The sequence below is a fragment of the Thioclava sp. JM3 genome, assembly GCF_002213185.1.
Lineage (GTDB): Bacteria > Pseudomonadota > Alphaproteobacteria > Rhodobacterales > Rhodobacteraceae > Thioclava > Thioclava nitratireducens.
The window spans coordinates 21,410-37,167 of sequence record NZ_NBOB01000017.1; the positions used below are offsets into that span (position 1 = coordinate 21,410).

The following is a 15,758-nucleotide window of genomic DNA, read 5'->3' on the forward strand; positions in this document are numbered from 1 at the left end:
TCCCGCGCCTCACTTGTCGGTCCAGGGCTTGAGCTTTCGTGGAAAAATCGTTGGCGACGGCCAAATCTCCGAGCTTTGCGCGCAGCGACCGCAGCGTCTTTCGTCGGCCTCGGCTTTCTTGTTCCCCCCGCGTTCGCAGATGTCCGATGCCCCTCGAGATGCACGCCGTATTTCGCGACCAGCTCCGACACGGTGCGCTAGCCCTTCAAGGTTTTGGGTATTGATCTGGTCAAGACCGTTTGCAGGCTTGCCGGGCAGGATGAAGCGGGAGCGATTGTGTTTCGCAAACGGCTCCAGCGGCATCGGCTGTTGGACTTTCTTACTACGCTCCCACCCTGCGTGGTTGCGATGTGCAAGCAACATCGAACGCCTCTTCCGTAAGATAAGTTTTCTCGGCTAGCGCTCGGACCAGATCTGTGGCGGCGACATCCAGCCCCTTCAGAAGCGTCGCTTACTTTGGTGGCACTTTCTCGGGCGCATCCTCATGCGCACCAAACGCCTCGCCACGCGCTACGACCGGTGTCCCAAGGTCGTCCTCTCAGCGATCTCACCCGCTGCAACGGTTATGTTCTGGTTATGAACCGAGAAGTTAGTGCCCGTGTCGTTCTCTAATCGCCTTGGTCAAGTGCGGATTTTCTTTCGCGTCATCGTGCGGGCCGGGCTCTGAGGTTCTCTCCGCAGTCGCCGCTCGGACGCAGCATGTTTGCGTTCAGGGTCGGGTGATCGAAGTGGTGTGCACGGTCGGTGCCGCAGTTCACGGAGCGATCTCACCCTCGCCGCGCGTCCCGGCTGGACGCATCCGGAGGCGCTGAGGATCAGCGTCGGGGACTTGTTCCCCGTTCAGGCCATCGGCGTCTCCCTGAAGGGGGTGTTCGTGCGCCACATCGCGTGAAGGATGACGGCCAGTTTCCGGGCCAGCGCAACCTTGGCCTTTCGCGGCCCGGTGCGTTCTGCGATCGCTTTTGCCCAGGCTCGCTGTCGAGGACCGCCGAGGCTCCGGCAGAAGACAGACTGCATAAGCGATGATTGACTGCGGGAAGCGGTACCCTTTGAACGGCGCAGCTTCGATGTTGATCATCCAGACCCGCTAAGCGCCAGACCAAGCCTCGTCTCCTGACAGAGCCTTCAGGGCGTCCGGTCAGGGGCCCCTTAGCGATCGGAGCAGCATCCGGGTCTGGTGGTCCTGGCCGCCGAAAAACACCGCAAGAACGCGAAGTGTCGCGGCGGCCTCGTCGAGATCGAAGTAGAAGACCGCCCTGCCCTTCGTGACATTGCGCACCCCGGCGCCCAGTTCCGGCCGCAGCGTGCCCTGATGGGGCGCGGTGCCAAACGCATCCAAGTCCGCCTCGATCGCCGCGATCCGGCGCTCGACAAGTGCGAAGGCGCTTTCGGGATACTCGCCAAACCCCTCCGCCGCCGAAATCAGGTAGTCGAAGATCTGCTCCAGATCGCGCGCCAAGGCCCGGGCGCGCAGCACCTCATGGGCCACTTTCGGCCCGCTTGCGCGCGATCATGTCCTGCGTCGTGCGGTGCCCCTCTTCGGCCGGGACGAAGCCGCCCGCCTGCCGCTGCGCGAGAAGCGCGCGCAGGGCATCCGCGGTCTGCGACTTGGTGCGCAGCAGCCCGAGGCCCTGCTGAAGAACCGCGCTCAGGCTCGCATACTGGCCCCGTGCCACACGATCGCGGGCTTAGGCCTTCTGCGTTGCGCGTCAACGTACCTTCGGCAACCCGGCCTACCTCGGCGCCCACTCGCTGAACCACCACTGATTCATCGGGAACACCAGGTGTGCAGGGAGAAGCGCCGACATGTAGGCCATGTGCTTGTAGACGAGCGCCTCCGCCTCCAGGCGAGACGGCTGCCCGAAAAGTTCAACGAGCACCGGCCCGAGAAGATTGCCATCGTCCAGAGCGTCGTCGACGTCGAGGTAGAACCTCTCGGGACTCTTGATGAACCGGGAATCGACGAGGATCCGCGCCTGGGCGAAGTGGAACTCGAGGATCTCGAAGTTGTACGGATCCAACGCGATGCGCCAGTCGCTGACATCATCGATGATGTGCTGGTTGAAGAAGATACACTCAAGGATCAGGTCCGCGACCTTGGATTTGGCCAGGTCCGGAAGATCCCTGTAGTGCGCCTCGTCATGTCCGTCAGGGGCCACGTGGTAGACCGCCTCGAAATGTTGCGTGAGTTCACGGTCTTCGTCGAGACAGATGTGGTAGCCCGAAGCGATCCCGGTGATGTCCCCCACGACGGCGGATTCGATCGGCGAGAGCACGCTTCCCCTCCGGTCCGGGTCCGTCGTGACGGTAACGGGAAAGGCAGGGAACTTGTGCCAAATCGCGACATTCTCCGGCGGGCGCCGGAACGAGACATGCGGAAGGGCATGCTGCGGGTTTCTTGCGGAAAAGATGGATTGACTTTGAGAGTTCATGTGAATTCCTTCGATATCTTTCAACTCTGCCTTGAACATTGGTTCGAGGCTTCCGCGGCCAAAGAAAAAAGTTTGGGTCGTCAGACAGAGATCGCCGCTCGACCGTGCGAGGGTCTTTCTTGGCCAAGCAGAGACCCAACCGAAACTTCCGATGGTGAAACCGACGGGGTGGTATGAGGTGTGAGAAAACGCCGAGATGCGCTGCGGAATGGATCGGCAGACCCTCCGAGACTGCGTGCATCGCTACAACAGAGAGGGGCTGGCGGGGCTGGAGAACCGCTTGGCCCCGGCGCCCTCGCGGCAGCTCGATGCGGCGCAGATCACCGAGCTTGCCGGCTGGGGTGGAGGCGGGCCCCGACGGTGTGGTGCGCTGGCGTCGGCAGGACCTGCGGGCTCGGATCGCAGAGCGCTTTGGCATCGAACTGCACGAGCGCACGGTAGGCAAGTATCTGGCGATGCTCGGCTACCGGCGTCTGTCGGTGCTCCCGCACCACCCGAAGTCCGACCCCGCGGCGCAGGCGCTTTTGAAAAACTTTCCTATTATCCACGAGAAAAAGCAGGAGGTTCACCAAACTCGCGTGCGACAGCTTCGCCCGACTGCCTTGCCTGCGACGAACTTGGGCGATCCACTTAGGCTCCTTCGCTCGACATGCCGAGCAGCCAGTCCCGGACGTGTAATGAGGTGTCCGTCATCAGGGATTTTGGGCCAGTTGGCGGCCTGATCTAAGAGAGGGTCTGGCCGCGTCCGAAGTAGACATCGGCCGGGGTGAGGTTCTGCAGGCTCTCGTGGTAGCGCCGATGGTTGTAATGCTCGACGAAGGCGTCGATTTTCTGCCTGAGATCGCCCGGAAAATAGTAGTTCTCCAGCAGAATGCGGTTCTTCAGGGTCTGGTGCCAACGTTCGATCTTACCCTGAGTCTGCGGATGGTATGGCGCCCCGCGGACATGATCCATCTGCCGATCTTCCAGCCAGTCGGCCAGTTCGCCCGAGATGTAACTGGCGCCGTTGTCGGAGAGCAGGCGCGGCTTGTGCAAGACCGTTGCCTGATCGCAGCCCGAGGCTTGCAGCGCCAGGTCCAGCGTGTCGGTCACGTCGCCCGACTTCATTGTCGTGCAGAGCTTCCAGACGATGATGTAACGGCTGTAATCATCGAGGATGGTGCTGAGATAGAACCAGCCCCAGCCGATGACCTTCAGGTAGGTGAAGTCGGTCTGCCAGAGCTGGTTTGGCCGTGTGGTCTTGTCCCGGAACTCGTCGGTTGCCGACAGAACCACATAGGCCAGGCTGGTGATCAGGTCGTAAGACTTGAGGATGCGATAGACCGAAGCCTCTGATACAAAATACTTTTCCGTGTCGGTGAACTGAACGGCCAGCTCACGCGGCGACAGCTCGCTTTCCTGCAGGGCGAGCTCCTTGATCTTCTCGCGCACCGGCTCGGGAATGCGGTTCCAGACCCGCGATGGCCTGAGGCTACGATCCTCAAGCACCTCGGGCCCGTCGGCCAGATACCGGGCATACCAGCGATAGAAGGTAGTCCTGGGGATGCCGAGCTTGTCCAACGTACGCTTGGTCGGCAGATGCGATCCTTCGACGAGGCGGATGATCTCCAGTTTCTCGGATGCGGGATACCTCATTCGTCGTCTCCCCCATCCGCGATCATGCTTTTTTGAGCAGCCGCAGTTCGAGGGCCTGCTCGGCCACGACCTCCTTCAGATCACGAGCCTCTCGGCGCAGATCCTTGACCTCGTTCGACGTCGCCGCACGCGCCGTGTCGCCCGCAAGGCGCCTCTTCCCAGCCTCGAGGAATTCCTTGGACCAACTGTAATAGAGTCTCTGGGCAATGCCTTCACGGCGGCACAGCTCGGCAATCCTGTCCTCGCCCTTCAGGCCGTCCAGCACGATCCTGATCTTCTCCTCGGCCGAATATTGTTTGCGGGTCGCACGGCGGATGTCCTTGACGACTTTCTCGCCGTGGCTCTGCTTGGTTCCGGGTTTCGGTCTCATTTCCACTCCTTGGTGGTTACGATGAGCCAGAAACCCTCTCTTATCAAATCACCCTAAACTGTCCCATTGGCGCTGACGTCAGACACTGCGCTAGTCACCCTGGGGGACTGGAAAAAGTGTTAGCTTCGTGCTACATAGTACGAAAATATGCAGTGCAAAGGCTTCTAAATTCCTACTCCACATACTCCTCCACTGGCCGTGCGCCGCGCCCTGCGTAAGATCGGCGCGGATATCCACGACGCCAGACGCCGCCGAAAGCTGCCCATGGCAGTCGTCGCGGAGCGTGCGTTCACATCCCGTTCGACCCTCCAAAGGGTCGAAGCCGGCGACACAAATGTCAGCATCGGCATCTATGCTGCTGTACTTCAGGCCCTTGGGCTGCTTGAAGGTCTTGGTCAAGTTGCCGACATAAGCAATGATAGTGTCGGGCAGGCACTGGCGAGTGCCGATCTGCCCAAGCGCGTTCATGTAACGCGGTCAACGAGGTCGTCCCGCGATGGCTGACTTCGAGGTCCATATCGATCTTCACGGTCGCACGCTCCCGATCGGATTGGCGAGAAGCAACCGCGTTCGAGGCACAGAGACCATCCTCTTCGAATATGACGGCGCCTGGCTTGAGGACGCCGAGCGCTTCTCACTTGAGCCTGCGCTCGCTCTTACGCGCGGCGCCTTCGCTCCTCCTGCCGGTCTGGCGAATTTCGGATCCATCGGCGACTCCGCGCCAGATACCTGGGGCCGCCGCCTGATGCAGCGTGCCGAGCGTCGCTTAGCCGAACGCGAGGGCCGAGCAGTCCGCACGCTAGCGGAAAGTGATTACCTGCTGGGGGTCGCAGATGAGACGCGCCTCGGCGCGCTACGGTTTCGCTGGGTCGGCGAAAAGCCTTTCCAGGCGCCGATAAGGGCCGGTGTGCCAGCCTTGAGCGAGCTTGACCGTCTGCTCCAGATCACCGAGCGGATTCTCCGGGACAAGGAAACCGACGAAGATCTTCAATTGATCTTCGCGCCCGGCTCTTCCCTTGGTGGTGCGCGGCCGAAAGCCTCGATTATCGACCAACATGGCCATCTCTCCATCGCCAAATTTCCCAAGGAGACAGATGACTATAGTATGGAAACCTGGGAGGAGATCGCGCTACGGCTGGCTGGCCAAGCCGGTATCGCCACCCCACATCACGAACTTGTCGAAGTGGCTGGTAAATCGGTGATGCTATCGCGACGCTTCGACCGAGATGGTGCGATCCGCATTCCGTTCCTGTCTGCGATGGCGATGATGGGTGCCAAGGACGGCGAACGTGGCAGCTATCCCGAGATCGTTGATGCACTGACCCAGCATGGCGCACAGGCAAAGACGGACGCTCACGCACTTTATAGGCGTGTCGTGTTCAATGTTCTAGTCTCCAACGTCGACGATCATTTGCGCAATCACGGCTTTCTGTGGCTCGGCAAGACTGGATGGTCGCTCTCGCCCGCCTACGACCTCAATCCGGTGCCCACGGACCTCAAGGCGCGCGTGCTGACGACGAACATCGACCTCGATGAGGGCACATGCTCGCTCGATCTGCTTGAACGGAGTTCGGAGTATTTCGCCGTAACGCTGGCGCAGGCACGCGCGATCATCAAGGAGGTGGCGACCGTGACTGCGACTTGGCGCGAGACCGCAAAGGTCGTAGGGGCACGAGCGTCCGAGATTACCCGCATGGCCAGCGCCTTCGAACACGACGATCTCACTCGGGCGTTGGCGTTATGATCAGGACATTTTTGTACCCTATTATCCACGAGAAAAAGCAGGAGGCTCGCCAAGTTCGCGTTCGACAGCTTCTCGGACGAACTGGCCCCTCAAACAGCGTCAAGAAATACGCGAAAATCGGCAGCATGCGCGTGGACCAGTTTCGCGGCACGCGCATCACCATGCGCAGCCAGATAACGCCCGACCATCTCATACCCGAGGGAGTAACCCACCCATGCCGGGAATTCATGTGATCCGAAGAACCATTCAGCATGATTGTAATCGGCGCTTTGCCAATCAGCTTGAGCTTTGAAAAGGTAGGGACGCAAGGTGCTGACTGGCACTTGCTCCCAAGGCTCACGCTCGCCGCCATAAACTTCCTGTGCGAAATGCCCAGCCAACCCCTCCGAAACAAGCGCCTCACCGAGTGTTTTGCCATAACCTGGACCGTCCCAGCGTGAGGAATGGTGCAGTTCATGCGCCAGCATACGTTCCAAAGACTGTGATGGGTTCGTCCGCAAGACTGGATTTTCCGGGTCTACGGTAACGTAGATCAGCCCCCTTTCGGGCGCATATCCCAGATGCCCCTTCTCAGGAATGACGGCTTTACCGGCCCTTATGATCACATCCGTATCGAGCAGCGACAAATGCTTAGCAGACACCGCAAAAGCATCGTCCAGCCGCTCTGAAAGCCATTTAGCTATGCCGGTAAGCTGATGGCGCGCGTTGATCATATGCAAGATCATCTTGGGCATGGTTGGAAACATCGCATTTGAATGCCTATGACCGCAATGGGCTTATTCCGTTGAAAAACTCGCGCTTGATTGCTGGGCGTGGCGCTGATTCAATTCCGACATCAGGTGGGAGGATTGGCGATGATGGGACCGAAGCAGGAAGCTAAGCCAGCGCTGTTCTACGAGTTTTCGCTGGAGGATCATGTTCCGCAAGATCACCTACTTCGATCCATCGACCGGTTCGTCGATCTGAGCGGCATCCGTGCTCATCTTGCGGATTTCTACAGCCACACGGGCCGTCCGTCTGTCGACCCCGAACTGCTGATCCGCATGCTCCTGGTCGGCTATTGGTCCGGCATCCGGTCCGAGCGGCGCCTCTGCGAAGAGGTGCATCTGAACTTGGCGTATCGCTGGTTCTGCCGGCTCGACCTTGCTGACCGGGTGCCGGATCACTCCACCTTTTCGAAGAACCGCCATGGCCGGTTTCGTGACAGCGAGCTGCTACGCCACCTGTTCGAGATGACGGTCGCACGCTGCATTGAGGAAGGCCTGGTGAGCGGGCAGCGCATGGCGGTCGATGCCAGCCTGATCGAGGCGGATGCGAACAAACAGAACTCGACGCCGAAGGAAGAGTGGGACGCCTCGCAAATCGATCCGACGGATGCGCCCCGCGCCGTTCGCGAGTATCTTGAGACGCTGGACGAGGCCGCCTTCGGTGCCGCCAGCGAGGTCCAGCCCAAGTTCACCTCGCATTCCGACCCGGCCAGCCAGTGGACGGCAGCGCGCAAGGGTCCGGCATTCTTTAGCTATTCAGACAACTACCTGATCGACACGGATCACGGCGTCATTGTGGATGTCGAGGCGACGCGGTCGATCCGGCAGGCGGAGGTCGGCTCGACACGCACCATGCTGGACCGGGTTAAGGCCAAGTTCGATTTGCATCCCGAACGCCTGATCGCGGATACCGCCTATGGCACCGGGCCGATGCTGGGTTGGCTGGTCGAGCGCAAGATCGCGCCGCACATCCCCGTCTTGGACAAGTCGGGCCGTAACGACGGCACCTGGACTCGGGCCGACTTCGAGTGGGACGCCGAAAACAATCAATACATCTGCCCAGAGGGCCAGACGCTGAAGCAGTTCCGCCGGAACTATTCCGACCCGAACAGAGGACCGACCGGCAAGGGCGTCGCCAAATACCGCGGCTTGAAGCACATCTGTCAGGCCTGCCCTTCGAAGCAGCACTGCTGCCCGAACATGGACTCGTCCATCACCCGCGAGGAACACGAAGACGCCCGCCAGGTCGCCAGGGACATCGCAAAGACCAGGCAATACGAGGTCTCGATGAAGCTCCGGAAGAAGGTCGAGATGCTCTTCGCGCACCTCAAACGCATCCTTGGCCTCGGACGCCTCCGACTACGTGGCCCGTGCGGCGCAAATGACGAATTTCTCCTCGCCGCAACCGCCCAGAACCTCAGGAAGCTGGCAAAGATCCTTCCCGCACCGCAGCAACCGCGAAAAGCCTTATAGGAAAGGCAGTCGCACATCACGAAAGCTTCCAATTTCTGCAATCGCGAACGGGTGTTTTTCCACAGAATCGGCGGACAGCGGCCATTCGCTGCGACGGGGTCATGGCCACCGAAGACCCCACGACGGTGTGCGTCTCATCTGGCGGCCGACGGCTCGGCAGAGCAGGCCGCGCATCTGATCCACAACCGGGATCGGCCTCCATACTGTCGTGGTCTCGGCGGTTGAGAGGCCCGATGAAGACTTCCGCTTCCGCACTTTGCTCTCCGGGGTCCTATGGTTCCACCGCCAGATGATCTCGTCGAGGTATCGCTGTAGGTGCTTCCGTCCGAGACGGTGATACACGCCGATCAGAGCGCGTTGGACAACCGCGTTCACCGCCTCGACGGTGTTGATGTGCGCCCCGGTCTTCGTGTTCGCATACTGGCGCTTGTTGTGTTGGATTGTATGGTGGCTGGCAAAAGATGCTCCGATCTTTCCGTAACTCGGGTTCTTGTCGGTGATGAGCGCCGAGGTAGGGTCGATCCAGCCCTCGATGATGGGCTTCATCGTGCGCCCTTGAGCATTCGCGATGAGCACGGCTCGAGCCTGACCGTTCCGCGCCGCAGCAACGAGCGCGATCGGCTTGCCTGTTCCTCGACCCCGCTTGTTCTTGACGCCATGGCGGAACTTTGGCTTGCCGCCGACGAAGGCCTCATCGACCTCGACTACACCCGACAGTCGGCCGGCAATGCCCTGCCGATCATCCATCATCTCGCGTATGGCGTGGCCAAGCTTCCACGCGGTCTTCTGGTTCACCCCCAAGATGCGCGACATCACGACCGACGAGATTCCCTTGGAAGACGTCAGCACGAGGAACATCGCGGCGATCCAGGTCCGGAGATCCAGCTTCGTCGCGTGGAGCGGCGTCCTCGTGGTTACGGTGAACTGGCGGCGGCATTCACTCTCGATGCACTGATACAGGCCAGGGCGCACGGATGCACCGCGCAGCGGGCGCGAACTCAAGCTGCCGCAATGTGGACAGAACCGGTCATCGCCCCAAACGGCGTTCTCGAGGAAGAGCCGCGCGTGACGTTCGGTCGGCATCTTCTTCCAGACATCGCGGACGGACTTCAGTTCGGTGATCATGTAGTGGCCTCGCTTCGGGGGAAACCCAGAAGATTGGCCGATTTCTCCTAACCGGAAGCGACGACGTTATGGCGTAGCCGGGGCCTTCGCGAGGCAAGCAGGCTGAGAATTTCCGAAAGCCTTGCTTTTTCTCGTGGATAATAGGGTTTTTGTATAGCTTCGATCCGCCAAGCGTGAGCTCGGTTACCAGCCCCATCGTCGATCTGGAAGTCGATTTTCGCCCACCTCGGCAGCCGCACGATCGACCTCGATCGCAGACTTAAGGTCAAGATCACACGTCTCACCTGTGACGACCTGCCTGACTGGATCGCCTGCGCATCCGACCTGTCTTCGTTGACTGTCGCCGAAGCCAAGAGTTGCCACAATGTCGGTGGCTCCGCCAAAGCGCTGGACCGAGCATGGGCGCAAGCACGTCGGATCGACGTCACCGTTCGAGGCCACAAGGTCGGGGTGAAGCGTATCGCGATCGCCACGCGCTGGGAATGGCAACAGCCGATCCAGCCGATGCCCGTCTTTCGGTTCGGGCCCCCTCGAGGAAGGTGAGCCTCACACCCAGGAGGAGAAGGAGGCGCTCTTCATCGGCATGCTTCGACGCCTTCATGGGGGGCGGGTTGAACGGGCGATCGATTTCGGCACAGTCTGTTCACGCGAGCGGCTCCTTCTCGACGTTACCCTTGAAAATTGGCCGCTACTGAACCTGCTCAAGTTGCTGGCCGCTGTGGGGAAAAAAGCGTCCCCTTCGGCTCAGGGTGTTGAGTACTTACGTGCTGACGCAGGCGACGGCTCTGACAGAAGAGTTCCAGAATGCGTATCGAGTGGTGGATCACTGCTCAGCAAGGGTTTCAGGGTATGCGCGGTTCGTATGCGTTGCGCCGAGCTACACCTAGCAACAGAAGCTCGACCAGCTGCACTTTACTGGCCGCAGTGGGGGGTGGCGCCTGCACCGCGGTCAGCGCTCATGTCCGAAATCTTCGGGCCTGTATCTGTTTCCAGGATGAACGCACTCTTGTTCGCACGTTTGGCTGGCGGTGAGTTCTTGCCCCCGGGCTAAGCTTGCAAAGATGTGTGCTTGTGAACCGCAGTGCGATACGCTGCGACAAGGTCAGGCGCCGGCATCTCTCCGGTAAGCGCCTCGCAGGCCAGAACATCTCCAAGCGACAACTCTGAAAGACTAGCGATTTCTTCCTGGCTTAGATCGGCTGCGTCGCGCAGCGCACGGAGTTCCATCGCGAGATCAATCTTGTCCGGAAACTCGGCCTCGCGCTCCGCGATCTCAGGGCGCACCTCTAGCATCTTGTCGCGAAAGTTCTTCATCCGTTATTTATAGCACGGTTTAAGCATCGATGGGAGCTTTTAGCGTGTGAGGCGTCCGAGCAATCGGCCCTTCACTCGAGACGCTGCGAAGGTCCACAGGCACGCGACGCGACAAAGGATGCCGGAGAAGCGGTGTCGCAAGGTGCTCCTTCTCTGACGCGGATCGCCCGCTTCCGGTGGTCTGTTCGGGGCTATGGGGCGGTCAGGCGGTCGACACCTACGGGCGCACCGGGCGAACGCTGGTTCTGACTTATCTGGGCAGTAGCGGAATTCACGGCCACCCGATGGACGCGGCCGCCGGCGTGCGCGCCATCCGGCAGGCCTAGCAGACAGACGAAGTCGGCCTGAGCCTGGAGCAGGTTGCGAAGGATCGCCCGGAACTCGCCGCCTCCTTGGCAAAGTGGAGCGAGTGAACAGCTCAAAGAATCTGTCGCGATTTCCGAGACTTTAGATATCCGATTATTTGGCCCGCCATTCGAGGGGTTTCGTAAGTAGACTTCCTCGCCAGTCGGGGACCGCGAGCATGAAGCACTCGGGGGGGCCACCAGCTCCTCACCGGTGGCACGCATATGCTGAACCAATTGTGCTCGCCTCAGCAGTCGCCGGATTTCGGTCTGGATGCAGCGGTTACGTATCCAGGTTCTCGAGTATGGATTTCGTCTCGGGCATGCGCTTCAACGAATTGCCGATATGCTCGCGCCAGCGCGGTCCGACCTCCATGGCGGTCGTGAAGGCCTGCGACAGATCATCGGGCCTGTCCTCTGCCATCGCTTCGATCAGGAAGGCTGCCTGCTCGCGATCCTTGGAGGATTTCAGGCTCCCTGATCCGTCGCGCCGTCGATCCGCGATGATCAGCTTGTGGATCGCGAAGCGCTCGGGGCGCGGCACCTGCACGAGAATGCCCGACCGATAGAGGGCCGCAGCAAAGATCGGTTCGGCAATCAGGAAGTTGAGGTAGTTCAGCGCCTGCGCCCCCACGCCCAGTGCGGGCAGGTCGCGGATGGTCTCGCTCCCGAAGGCGGGCGTCAGAAACTCGACCAGCTGGCCGCTGCCACCCTGCGCCCATCGCCAGGTCCGGCCCTTGTCGAGCCCGGGCACGGGATCGAACTTCAGCGCAGAGAACGTCTCGGCCAGCCCCGGCTCGACCTGATCCTGCAGGGCGATGCTCAGCTTTTCGAACTGCGCGATGTCGATATCGCCGGTATTGGCCATCCCACCCAAAGGGAGACGAATGCCCAGCTCACCTTCATAGAGCCGGAACGCATTCGTTCCGACAAGGGTGCCACCCAGCCGAAATGTCCCCGCAGCCGCCATGGCGGAGAGGACGGAGCCGGTCGCCCGGTCCGTTGGCGTCATGCCCTCGGCGCGCAAGAGCCGGACCAGCCGCGACCGCTCTGCCTGTCGGTCCTTCGCGGTCGCGCGCAGCTCCTCGATGCGCGCGATGCGCGCGCGCGTCTCATCGTTGTTTTCGCCGATATAGATGAAGCGCATCTCGGTTCCGACGCGACGGGCCGCGTACCAGTAACCCTTCTCGCCGCGTTCTTTGAGCGCCGGTTTACCCTCCACACCGGACAGGGCGTCATCCCTGAGAAGGCGCACCAGATCTGTATAGGCGCTCATGGCGATGCTGCTGAGAGGCGTCATGCCTATCATCTCCATATTTTGCTTGGCACATTTATATCTATCAAAATGGTAAATTGATAGGCAACATTGAAATTAGCTTTGCCGAAAGATGGATTGCCCCCGATACCAAGCAGAAACCGGGCATCGCTTGAGCTGGTGGTACTCACGAATACCGCCCGCGCTTGGCTGCCTGTGTGTGGTCATCGACCGAGGGGAGGGCGCGGGCCCGTCTTTCGAGCCCGCGCCAGCCTTAGCCTGCGATCAGCGCCTTGGCGCGTGCGACGACCGCTTCTGCCGTGATGCCGAACTCCGCGTAAAGTTGCTCCGCCGGGGCGGAGGCGCCAAAGCCCGGCATGCCGATCACATCCGCCTCGCGCGCGACGTAGCGGGTCCAGCCGAAGGCCGACGCGGCCTCGACGGCGACCCGAGGGGCGGCGCCGAGAACTTCGGCGCGGTACTCCTCGGGCTCCGCGTCGAACAGCTCCCAGCAGGGCATCGAGACGACCGCGACGCTGTGGCCCTCGGCGTGCAGCGCCTCGGCGGCCTCCACGGCCAGCGCAACCGCGGTCCCGGTCGCGAGAAGCGTCACATCGCGGCCTTCCCCGAAGGAGCGGATCACATATGCACCGCGCGCGGTCAGGTTTTCATCCCCCGCGCCGCGCAGCTGCGGCACCCCTTGTCGCGACAGCGCCAGCAGCGACGGCGTGTCCGTCGACCGGATCGCGAGATCCCAGGCCTCCAGCGTTTCCACCGCATCCGCGGGCCGGAACACGTTGAGGTTGGGGATCGCGCGCAGGGATGCCAGATGTTCGACCGGCTGGTGCGTCGGGCCGTCCTCGCCCAGCCCGATGGAGTCGTGGGTCATCACATAGGTGACGCCAAGCCCCATCAGGGCCGACAGGCGGATCGCATTGCGCGCGTAGTCCGAGAATACGAGGAACGTGCCGCCATAGGGCTTGAAGCCGCCATGCAGCGCCAAACCGTTCATCGCCGCTGCCATGCCGAACTCGCGCACGCCATAGCCGATGTAACGGCCCGGAGCCGCGGCGGTGAAGGTGCTGTCGACGGCCGCGACCCGCGTCAGGTTGGAGCCGGATAGGTCGGCGCTGCCGCCGATCATCGCGGGCACTGCCTTGGCGAGATGCTCCAGCGCGATCTGCGAGGCTTTGCGGGTTGCGACCGATTGCGGTTTCTCGAACAGCTCGGCGCGCGCAGCCTCGACGGCGGTGGCGTAGCCTTCGGGCAGCTTGTCCTCGACGCGGGCGGTGAACTCGGCGGCCTTGCCCGAGGCGGCGAGCGCGTCTTCCCATTCCGCGCGGGCCTGCTTGCCGCGGGCACCGATGGCGGCCCAGGCCGCGGCGAGGTCTTCGGGGATTTCAAAAGGCGCGGCGTTCCAGCCGAGTGCCTGCTTGGCCAATGCTCCTTTTTCGTCACCCAGCGTGGCTCCATGCGCCTTCGCCGTGCCCGCCCGGTTCGGCGAGCCGAAGCCGATTACCGTCTTCATCGCAGTCAAGCTGGAACTCGCGATCTCGGTTATTTTCGCTGCTGTAGCCTCATCGAGCGCCTTGGCGTCATGCCCGTCGCAACGGAACACATGCCAGCCGCAGGCCGCAAGCCGCGCCGGAACGTCTTCCGAGAAGGACACGGAGGTCAGTCAGCCCGTCGATGGTGATGCCATTGTCGTCGTAAAGAAAGTTCAGCTTGCCCAGCCCAAGATGGCCCGAAGCACGCTCGGGGAGTTTCCCGATCGTGCTGCCCGTCTCGATATCGTCAGACTGGCACATCAAAAATGGAAGGAGATCACTATGCTCTGTAGCCTCAAATCGTTCGCCCTCGACGGTCTGCTCGCCTCCGCTGCTCTCGTCGCGGCCCTTGCCCACAATAGCACAGATGCGGCTGGCGCCTCGACTGAAATGAACAGCGGCGCTTCGGGGGCAGCTGGGGTGCGGACACCGATGCCGGCGCGAGCGCGGATATGAGCGCTTCGGCAGATGCTGGTGCGACCGCAGGCGTGGACCAAGGCGGGTCGATCATGACCTGCGGTCAACTCATCGCCGGCTTGAAGGCGAACGGTGCCGCTTCCACCGATCAGTTTTCCGATTATCAGGCAGGAACCGATGGTGAGGTGGAGATCGCCGCGCTCTCCTACCAGCAGGGCGAAAGTGCTGAGAATGGCTCAGCTGGTCTAAAGAATGCGGTCGGGTCCGACGGCACCGACTACACCGCCGACGACGTCGAAACCGCCTTTATCGATACCGATGACAACCTGATAGTTGTGGTCAACGGCAACGCCTGATCAGCTCCAATAGCTAATTGGTCCTCGGAACTCCTCGTGCTACGCGGCGGGGGCTTTCTCGTGTGACGGTGGTCCGAGGGTAGGGCCAGCGCTGGGTGGGCTTTGTCAAGTTGCCTGCAAGGGCTTGGACGGAGCGCTTTCGCTTGAGATCAGGCCGTGATCTCCGCCGCGAAATCGGACCAAAAGCTGAAGGCATCAGCCCAGGCGTGGCGGTAGGATGCAGCGGTGAGACATTGGCGGTTCGGACGGAAGAGGGCGGCGGTCTGATCCTGGACGGACAGGAAGCGCTGCGCCTGGCCGGAAGATTTGAACCGACCCATGATCTTCTCTCGCCGTCGGGTGTGTCGGTGCGATGCCTCGGCCCGATTGTTTAACCCCTTGTGGGCACGGTGATCGGCGCTCGGGCAAAGCGCGCGTCGGGCTACGCCGTAGCTTGGCAGCTTGTCGGTGACCAACATGCGGGGCGATCCCCAGCGACTCATCAGCTTGCGCAGGAACCGTTTGGCCGCTTTGGCATTCCGGCGGCTCTGCACGAGGATCTCCACTGTATCGCCCTAGCGTCGACAGCGCGCCAGAACCAATGCTTCCGGCTGCGGATTGAGATCACGACCTCATCGAGATATCATTTGTCCGCCGCGGCAGGCCGATCCCGTCGGATTGAGGGAGCAAACTGCAGTCCGAAACGGGCAACCCAAGCTCGGATTGTCTCGTAGCTGACCTGCACGCCCCGCTCATCCAACAGATCCTCGACATCGCGCAAGCTGAGGGCAAACCTGTGATACGCCCAGACTGCATAAGCGATGATTGACCGCGGGAAGCGGTACCTTTGAGCGGCGCGGCTTCGATGTTGATCATCCAGACCCGCTAGGCGTCAGACCAAGCCTCGTCAACTTGACAAAGCCCTCCGCGCCCCATTGAAGAAGTTGCAATGCGCCTGAACTATCCTCGGCCAAGGCGGTCAGGCTGTCCACCCAGTCGC

Annotated in this window: 13 protein-coding genes and 5 pseudogenes; 6 read left to right on the forward strand and 12 right to left on the reverse strand. The window is 61.4% G+C overall.

Annotated features, from left to right (window positions below):
• Window positions 1-9 precede the first annotated feature (9 nt).
• Window positions 10-363 (reverse strand): hypothetical protein, encoded by a 354-nt coding sequence (locus B6V73_RS19360; RefSeq protein ID WP_143597951.1) that lies wholly within the window; start codon window positions 361-363, stop codon window positions 10-12.
• A 130-nt stretch (window positions 364-493) separates the two neighbouring features.
• Here B6V73_RS19360 and B6V73_RS20600 point away from each other — a divergent pair.
• Window positions 494-580: pseudogene (locus tag B6V73_RS20600) on the forward strand (IS5/IS1182 family transposase); the annotation flags it as partial.
• 260 nt (window positions 581-840) lie between these two features.
• On the opposite strand, the pseudogene B6V73_RS21220 reads toward B6V73_RS20600, so the two are convergent.
• The 4 genes and pseudogenes from B6V73_RS21220 to B6V73_RS19375 all read right to left on the reverse strand — a co-directional run.
• Window positions 841-960, reverse strand: a pseudogene (locus B6V73_RS21220) (IS110 family transposase); the annotation flags it as partial.
• 178 nt (window positions 961-1,138) lie between these two features.
• The gene (locus B6V73_RS19365) at window positions 1,139-1,489 is read right to left on the reverse strand and encodes a KluB (RefSeq protein ID WP_088726187.1); all 351 of its coding nucleotides are present in this window, start codon (window positions 1,487-1,489) and stop codon (window positions 1,139-1,141) included.
• Window positions 1,479-1,676: a hypothetical protein gene (locus tag B6V73_RS19370; RefSeq protein ID WP_088726188.1), complete on the reverse strand. Its 198-nt coding sequence runs from the start codon at window positions 1,674-1,676 to the stop codon at window positions 1,479-1,481. The genes B6V73_RS19365 and B6V73_RS19370 overlap by 11 nt, the downstream gene beginning before the upstream one ends.
• Before the next feature lie 57 nt (window positions 1,677-1,733).
• Window positions 1,734-2,471, reverse strand: coding sequence for a hypothetical protein (locus tag B6V73_RS19375; protein WP_088726189.1), 738 nt, complete (start codon window positions 2,469-2,471; stop codon window positions 1,734-1,736).
• 166 nt (window positions 2,472-2,637) lie between these two features.
• Between B6V73_RS19375 and B6V73_RS19380 the strand changes: the two are divergent.
• Window positions 2,638-3,154, forward strand: a pseudogene (locus tag B6V73_RS19380) (winged helix-turn-helix domain-containing protein); the annotation flags it as partial.
• A gap of 7 nt (window positions 3,155-3,161) precedes the next feature.
• Here the strand turns inward: B6V73_RS19380 and B6V73_RS19385 are convergent.
• Window positions 3,162-4,437: pseudogene (locus tag B6V73_RS19385) on the reverse strand (IS3 family transposase); the annotation flags it as partial.
• A 168-nt stretch (window positions 4,438-4,605) separates the two neighbouring features.
• Between B6V73_RS19385 and B6V73_RS19390 the strand changes: the two are divergent.
• Together B6V73_RS19390 and B6V73_RS21225 are read left to right on the forward strand one after the other, a co-directional pair.
• Window positions 4,606-4,941, forward strand: a complete 336-nt coding sequence (locus B6V73_RS19390) for a helix-turn-helix transcriptional regulator (protein ID WP_088726191.1) — start codon at window positions 4,606-4,608, stop codon at window positions 4,939-4,941.
• Window positions 4,934-6,181, forward strand: a complete 1,248-nt coding sequence (locus B6V73_RS21225; RefSeq protein ID WP_088726192.1) for a HipA domain-containing protein — start codon at window positions 4,934-4,936, stop codon at window positions 6,179-6,181. Before B6V73_RS19390 ends, B6V73_RS21225 begins: the two co-directional genes overlap by 8 nt.
• Before the next feature lie 89 nt (window positions 6,182-6,270).
• Here B6V73_RS21225 and B6V73_RS19400 read toward each other — a convergent pair whose 3' ends face one another.
• On the reverse strand, window positions 6,271-6,915 hold the full coding sequence (locus B6V73_RS19400; RefSeq protein ID WP_088726193.1) for a DUF2268 domain-containing putative Zn-dependent protease: 645 nt from the start codon (window positions 6,913-6,915) through the stop codon (window positions 6,271-6,273).
• Window positions 6,916-7,035: 120 nt separating this feature from the next.
• On the opposite strand from B6V73_RS19400, the gene B6V73_RS19405 reads away from it, so the two are divergent.
• The gene (locus B6V73_RS19405) at window positions 7,036-8,421 is read left to right on the forward strand and encodes an IS1182 family transposase (RefSeq protein WP_088726194.1); all 1,386 of its coding nucleotides are present in this window, start codon (window positions 7,036-7,038) and stop codon (window positions 8,419-8,421) included.
• Between the two features lie 99 nt (window positions 8,422-8,520).
• On the opposite strand, the gene B6V73_RS19410 is transcribed toward B6V73_RS19405, so the two are convergent.
• The 4 genes from B6V73_RS19410 to B6V73_RS19435 all read right to left on the reverse strand — a co-directional run bounded on the left by B6V73_RS19410 (window position 8,521) and on the right by B6V73_RS19435 (window position 14,128).
• Window positions 8,521-9,546, reverse strand: a complete 1,026-nt coding sequence (locus B6V73_RS19410; protein WP_088726195.1) for an IS1595 family transposase — start codon at window positions 9,544-9,546, stop codon at window positions 8,521-8,523.
• 1,047 nt (window positions 9,547-10,593) lie between these two features.
• On the reverse strand, window positions 10,594-10,860 hold the full coding sequence (locus tag B6V73_RS19420; protein ID WP_088726196.1) for a hypothetical protein: 267 nt from the start codon (window positions 10,858-10,860) through the stop codon (window positions 10,594-10,596).
• A gap of 627 nt (window positions 10,861-11,487) precedes the next feature.
• A complete protein-coding gene (locus B6V73_RS19430; RefSeq protein ID WP_240504194.1) occupies window positions 11,488-12,480 on the reverse strand; it encodes a GSU2403 family nucleotidyltransferase fold protein in 993 nt (330 codons plus the stop codon).
• A gap of 253 nt (window positions 12,481-12,733) precedes the next feature.
• Window positions 12,734-14,128, reverse strand: a complete 1,395-nt coding sequence (locus B6V73_RS19435; protein ID WP_240504195.1) for a transketolase C-terminal domain-containing protein — start codon at window positions 14,126-14,128, stop codon at window positions 12,734-12,736.
• 330 nt (window positions 14,129-14,458) lie between these two features.
• Between B6V73_RS19435 and B6V73_RS19440 the strand changes: the two genes are divergently transcribed.
• Entirely contained in the window at window positions 14,459-14,779 is a 321-nt protein-coding gene (locus B6V73_RS19440; RefSeq protein ID WP_088726197.1) for a hypothetical protein, read from the forward strand.
• Between the two features lie 149 nt (window positions 14,780-14,928).
• Here the strand turns inward: B6V73_RS19440 and B6V73_RS19445 are convergent.
• Window positions 14,929-15,638, reverse strand: a pseudogene (locus B6V73_RS19445) (IS6 family transposase).
• Between the last annotated feature and the right edge of the window lie 120 nt (window positions 15,639-15,758).

Coding starts and splice junctions, on each gene's coding strand:
- B6V73_RS19360 (WP_143597951.1), bottom strand. CDS start 363: ATGTTGCTTGCACATCGCAACCACGCAGGGTGGGAGCGTAGTAAGAAA.
- B6V73_RS19375 (WP_088726189.1), bottom strand. CDS start 2,471: ATGTTCAAGGCAGAGTTGAAAGATATCGAAGGAATTCACATGAACTCT.
- B6V73_RS21225 (WP_088726192.1), top strand. CDS start 4,934: ATGGCTGACTTCGAGGTCCATATCGATCTTCACGGTCGCACGCTCCCG.
- B6V73_RS19400 (WP_088726193.1), bottom strand. CDS start 6,915: ATGCCCAAGATGATCTTGCATATGATCAACGCGCGCCATCAGCTTACC.
- B6V73_RS19405 (WP_088726194.1), top strand. CDS start 7,036: ATGATGGGACCGAAGCAGGAAGCTAAGCCAGCGCTGTTCTACGAGTTT.
- B6V73_RS19410 (WP_088726195.1), bottom strand. CDS start 9,546: ATGATCACCGAACTGAAGTCCGTCCGCGATGTCTGGAAGAAGATGCCG.
- B6V73_RS19420 (WP_088726196.1), bottom strand. CDS start 10,860: ATGAAGAACTTTCGCGACAAGATGCTAGAGGTGCGCCCTGAGATCGCG.
- B6V73_RS19430 (WP_240504194.1), bottom strand. CDS start 12,480: ATGAGCGCCTATACAGATCTGGTGCGCCTTCTCAGGGATGACGCCCTG.
- B6V73_RS19440 (WP_088726197.1), top strand. CDS start 14,459: ATGAGCGCTTCGGCAGATGCTGGTGCGACCGCAGGCGTGGACCAAGGC.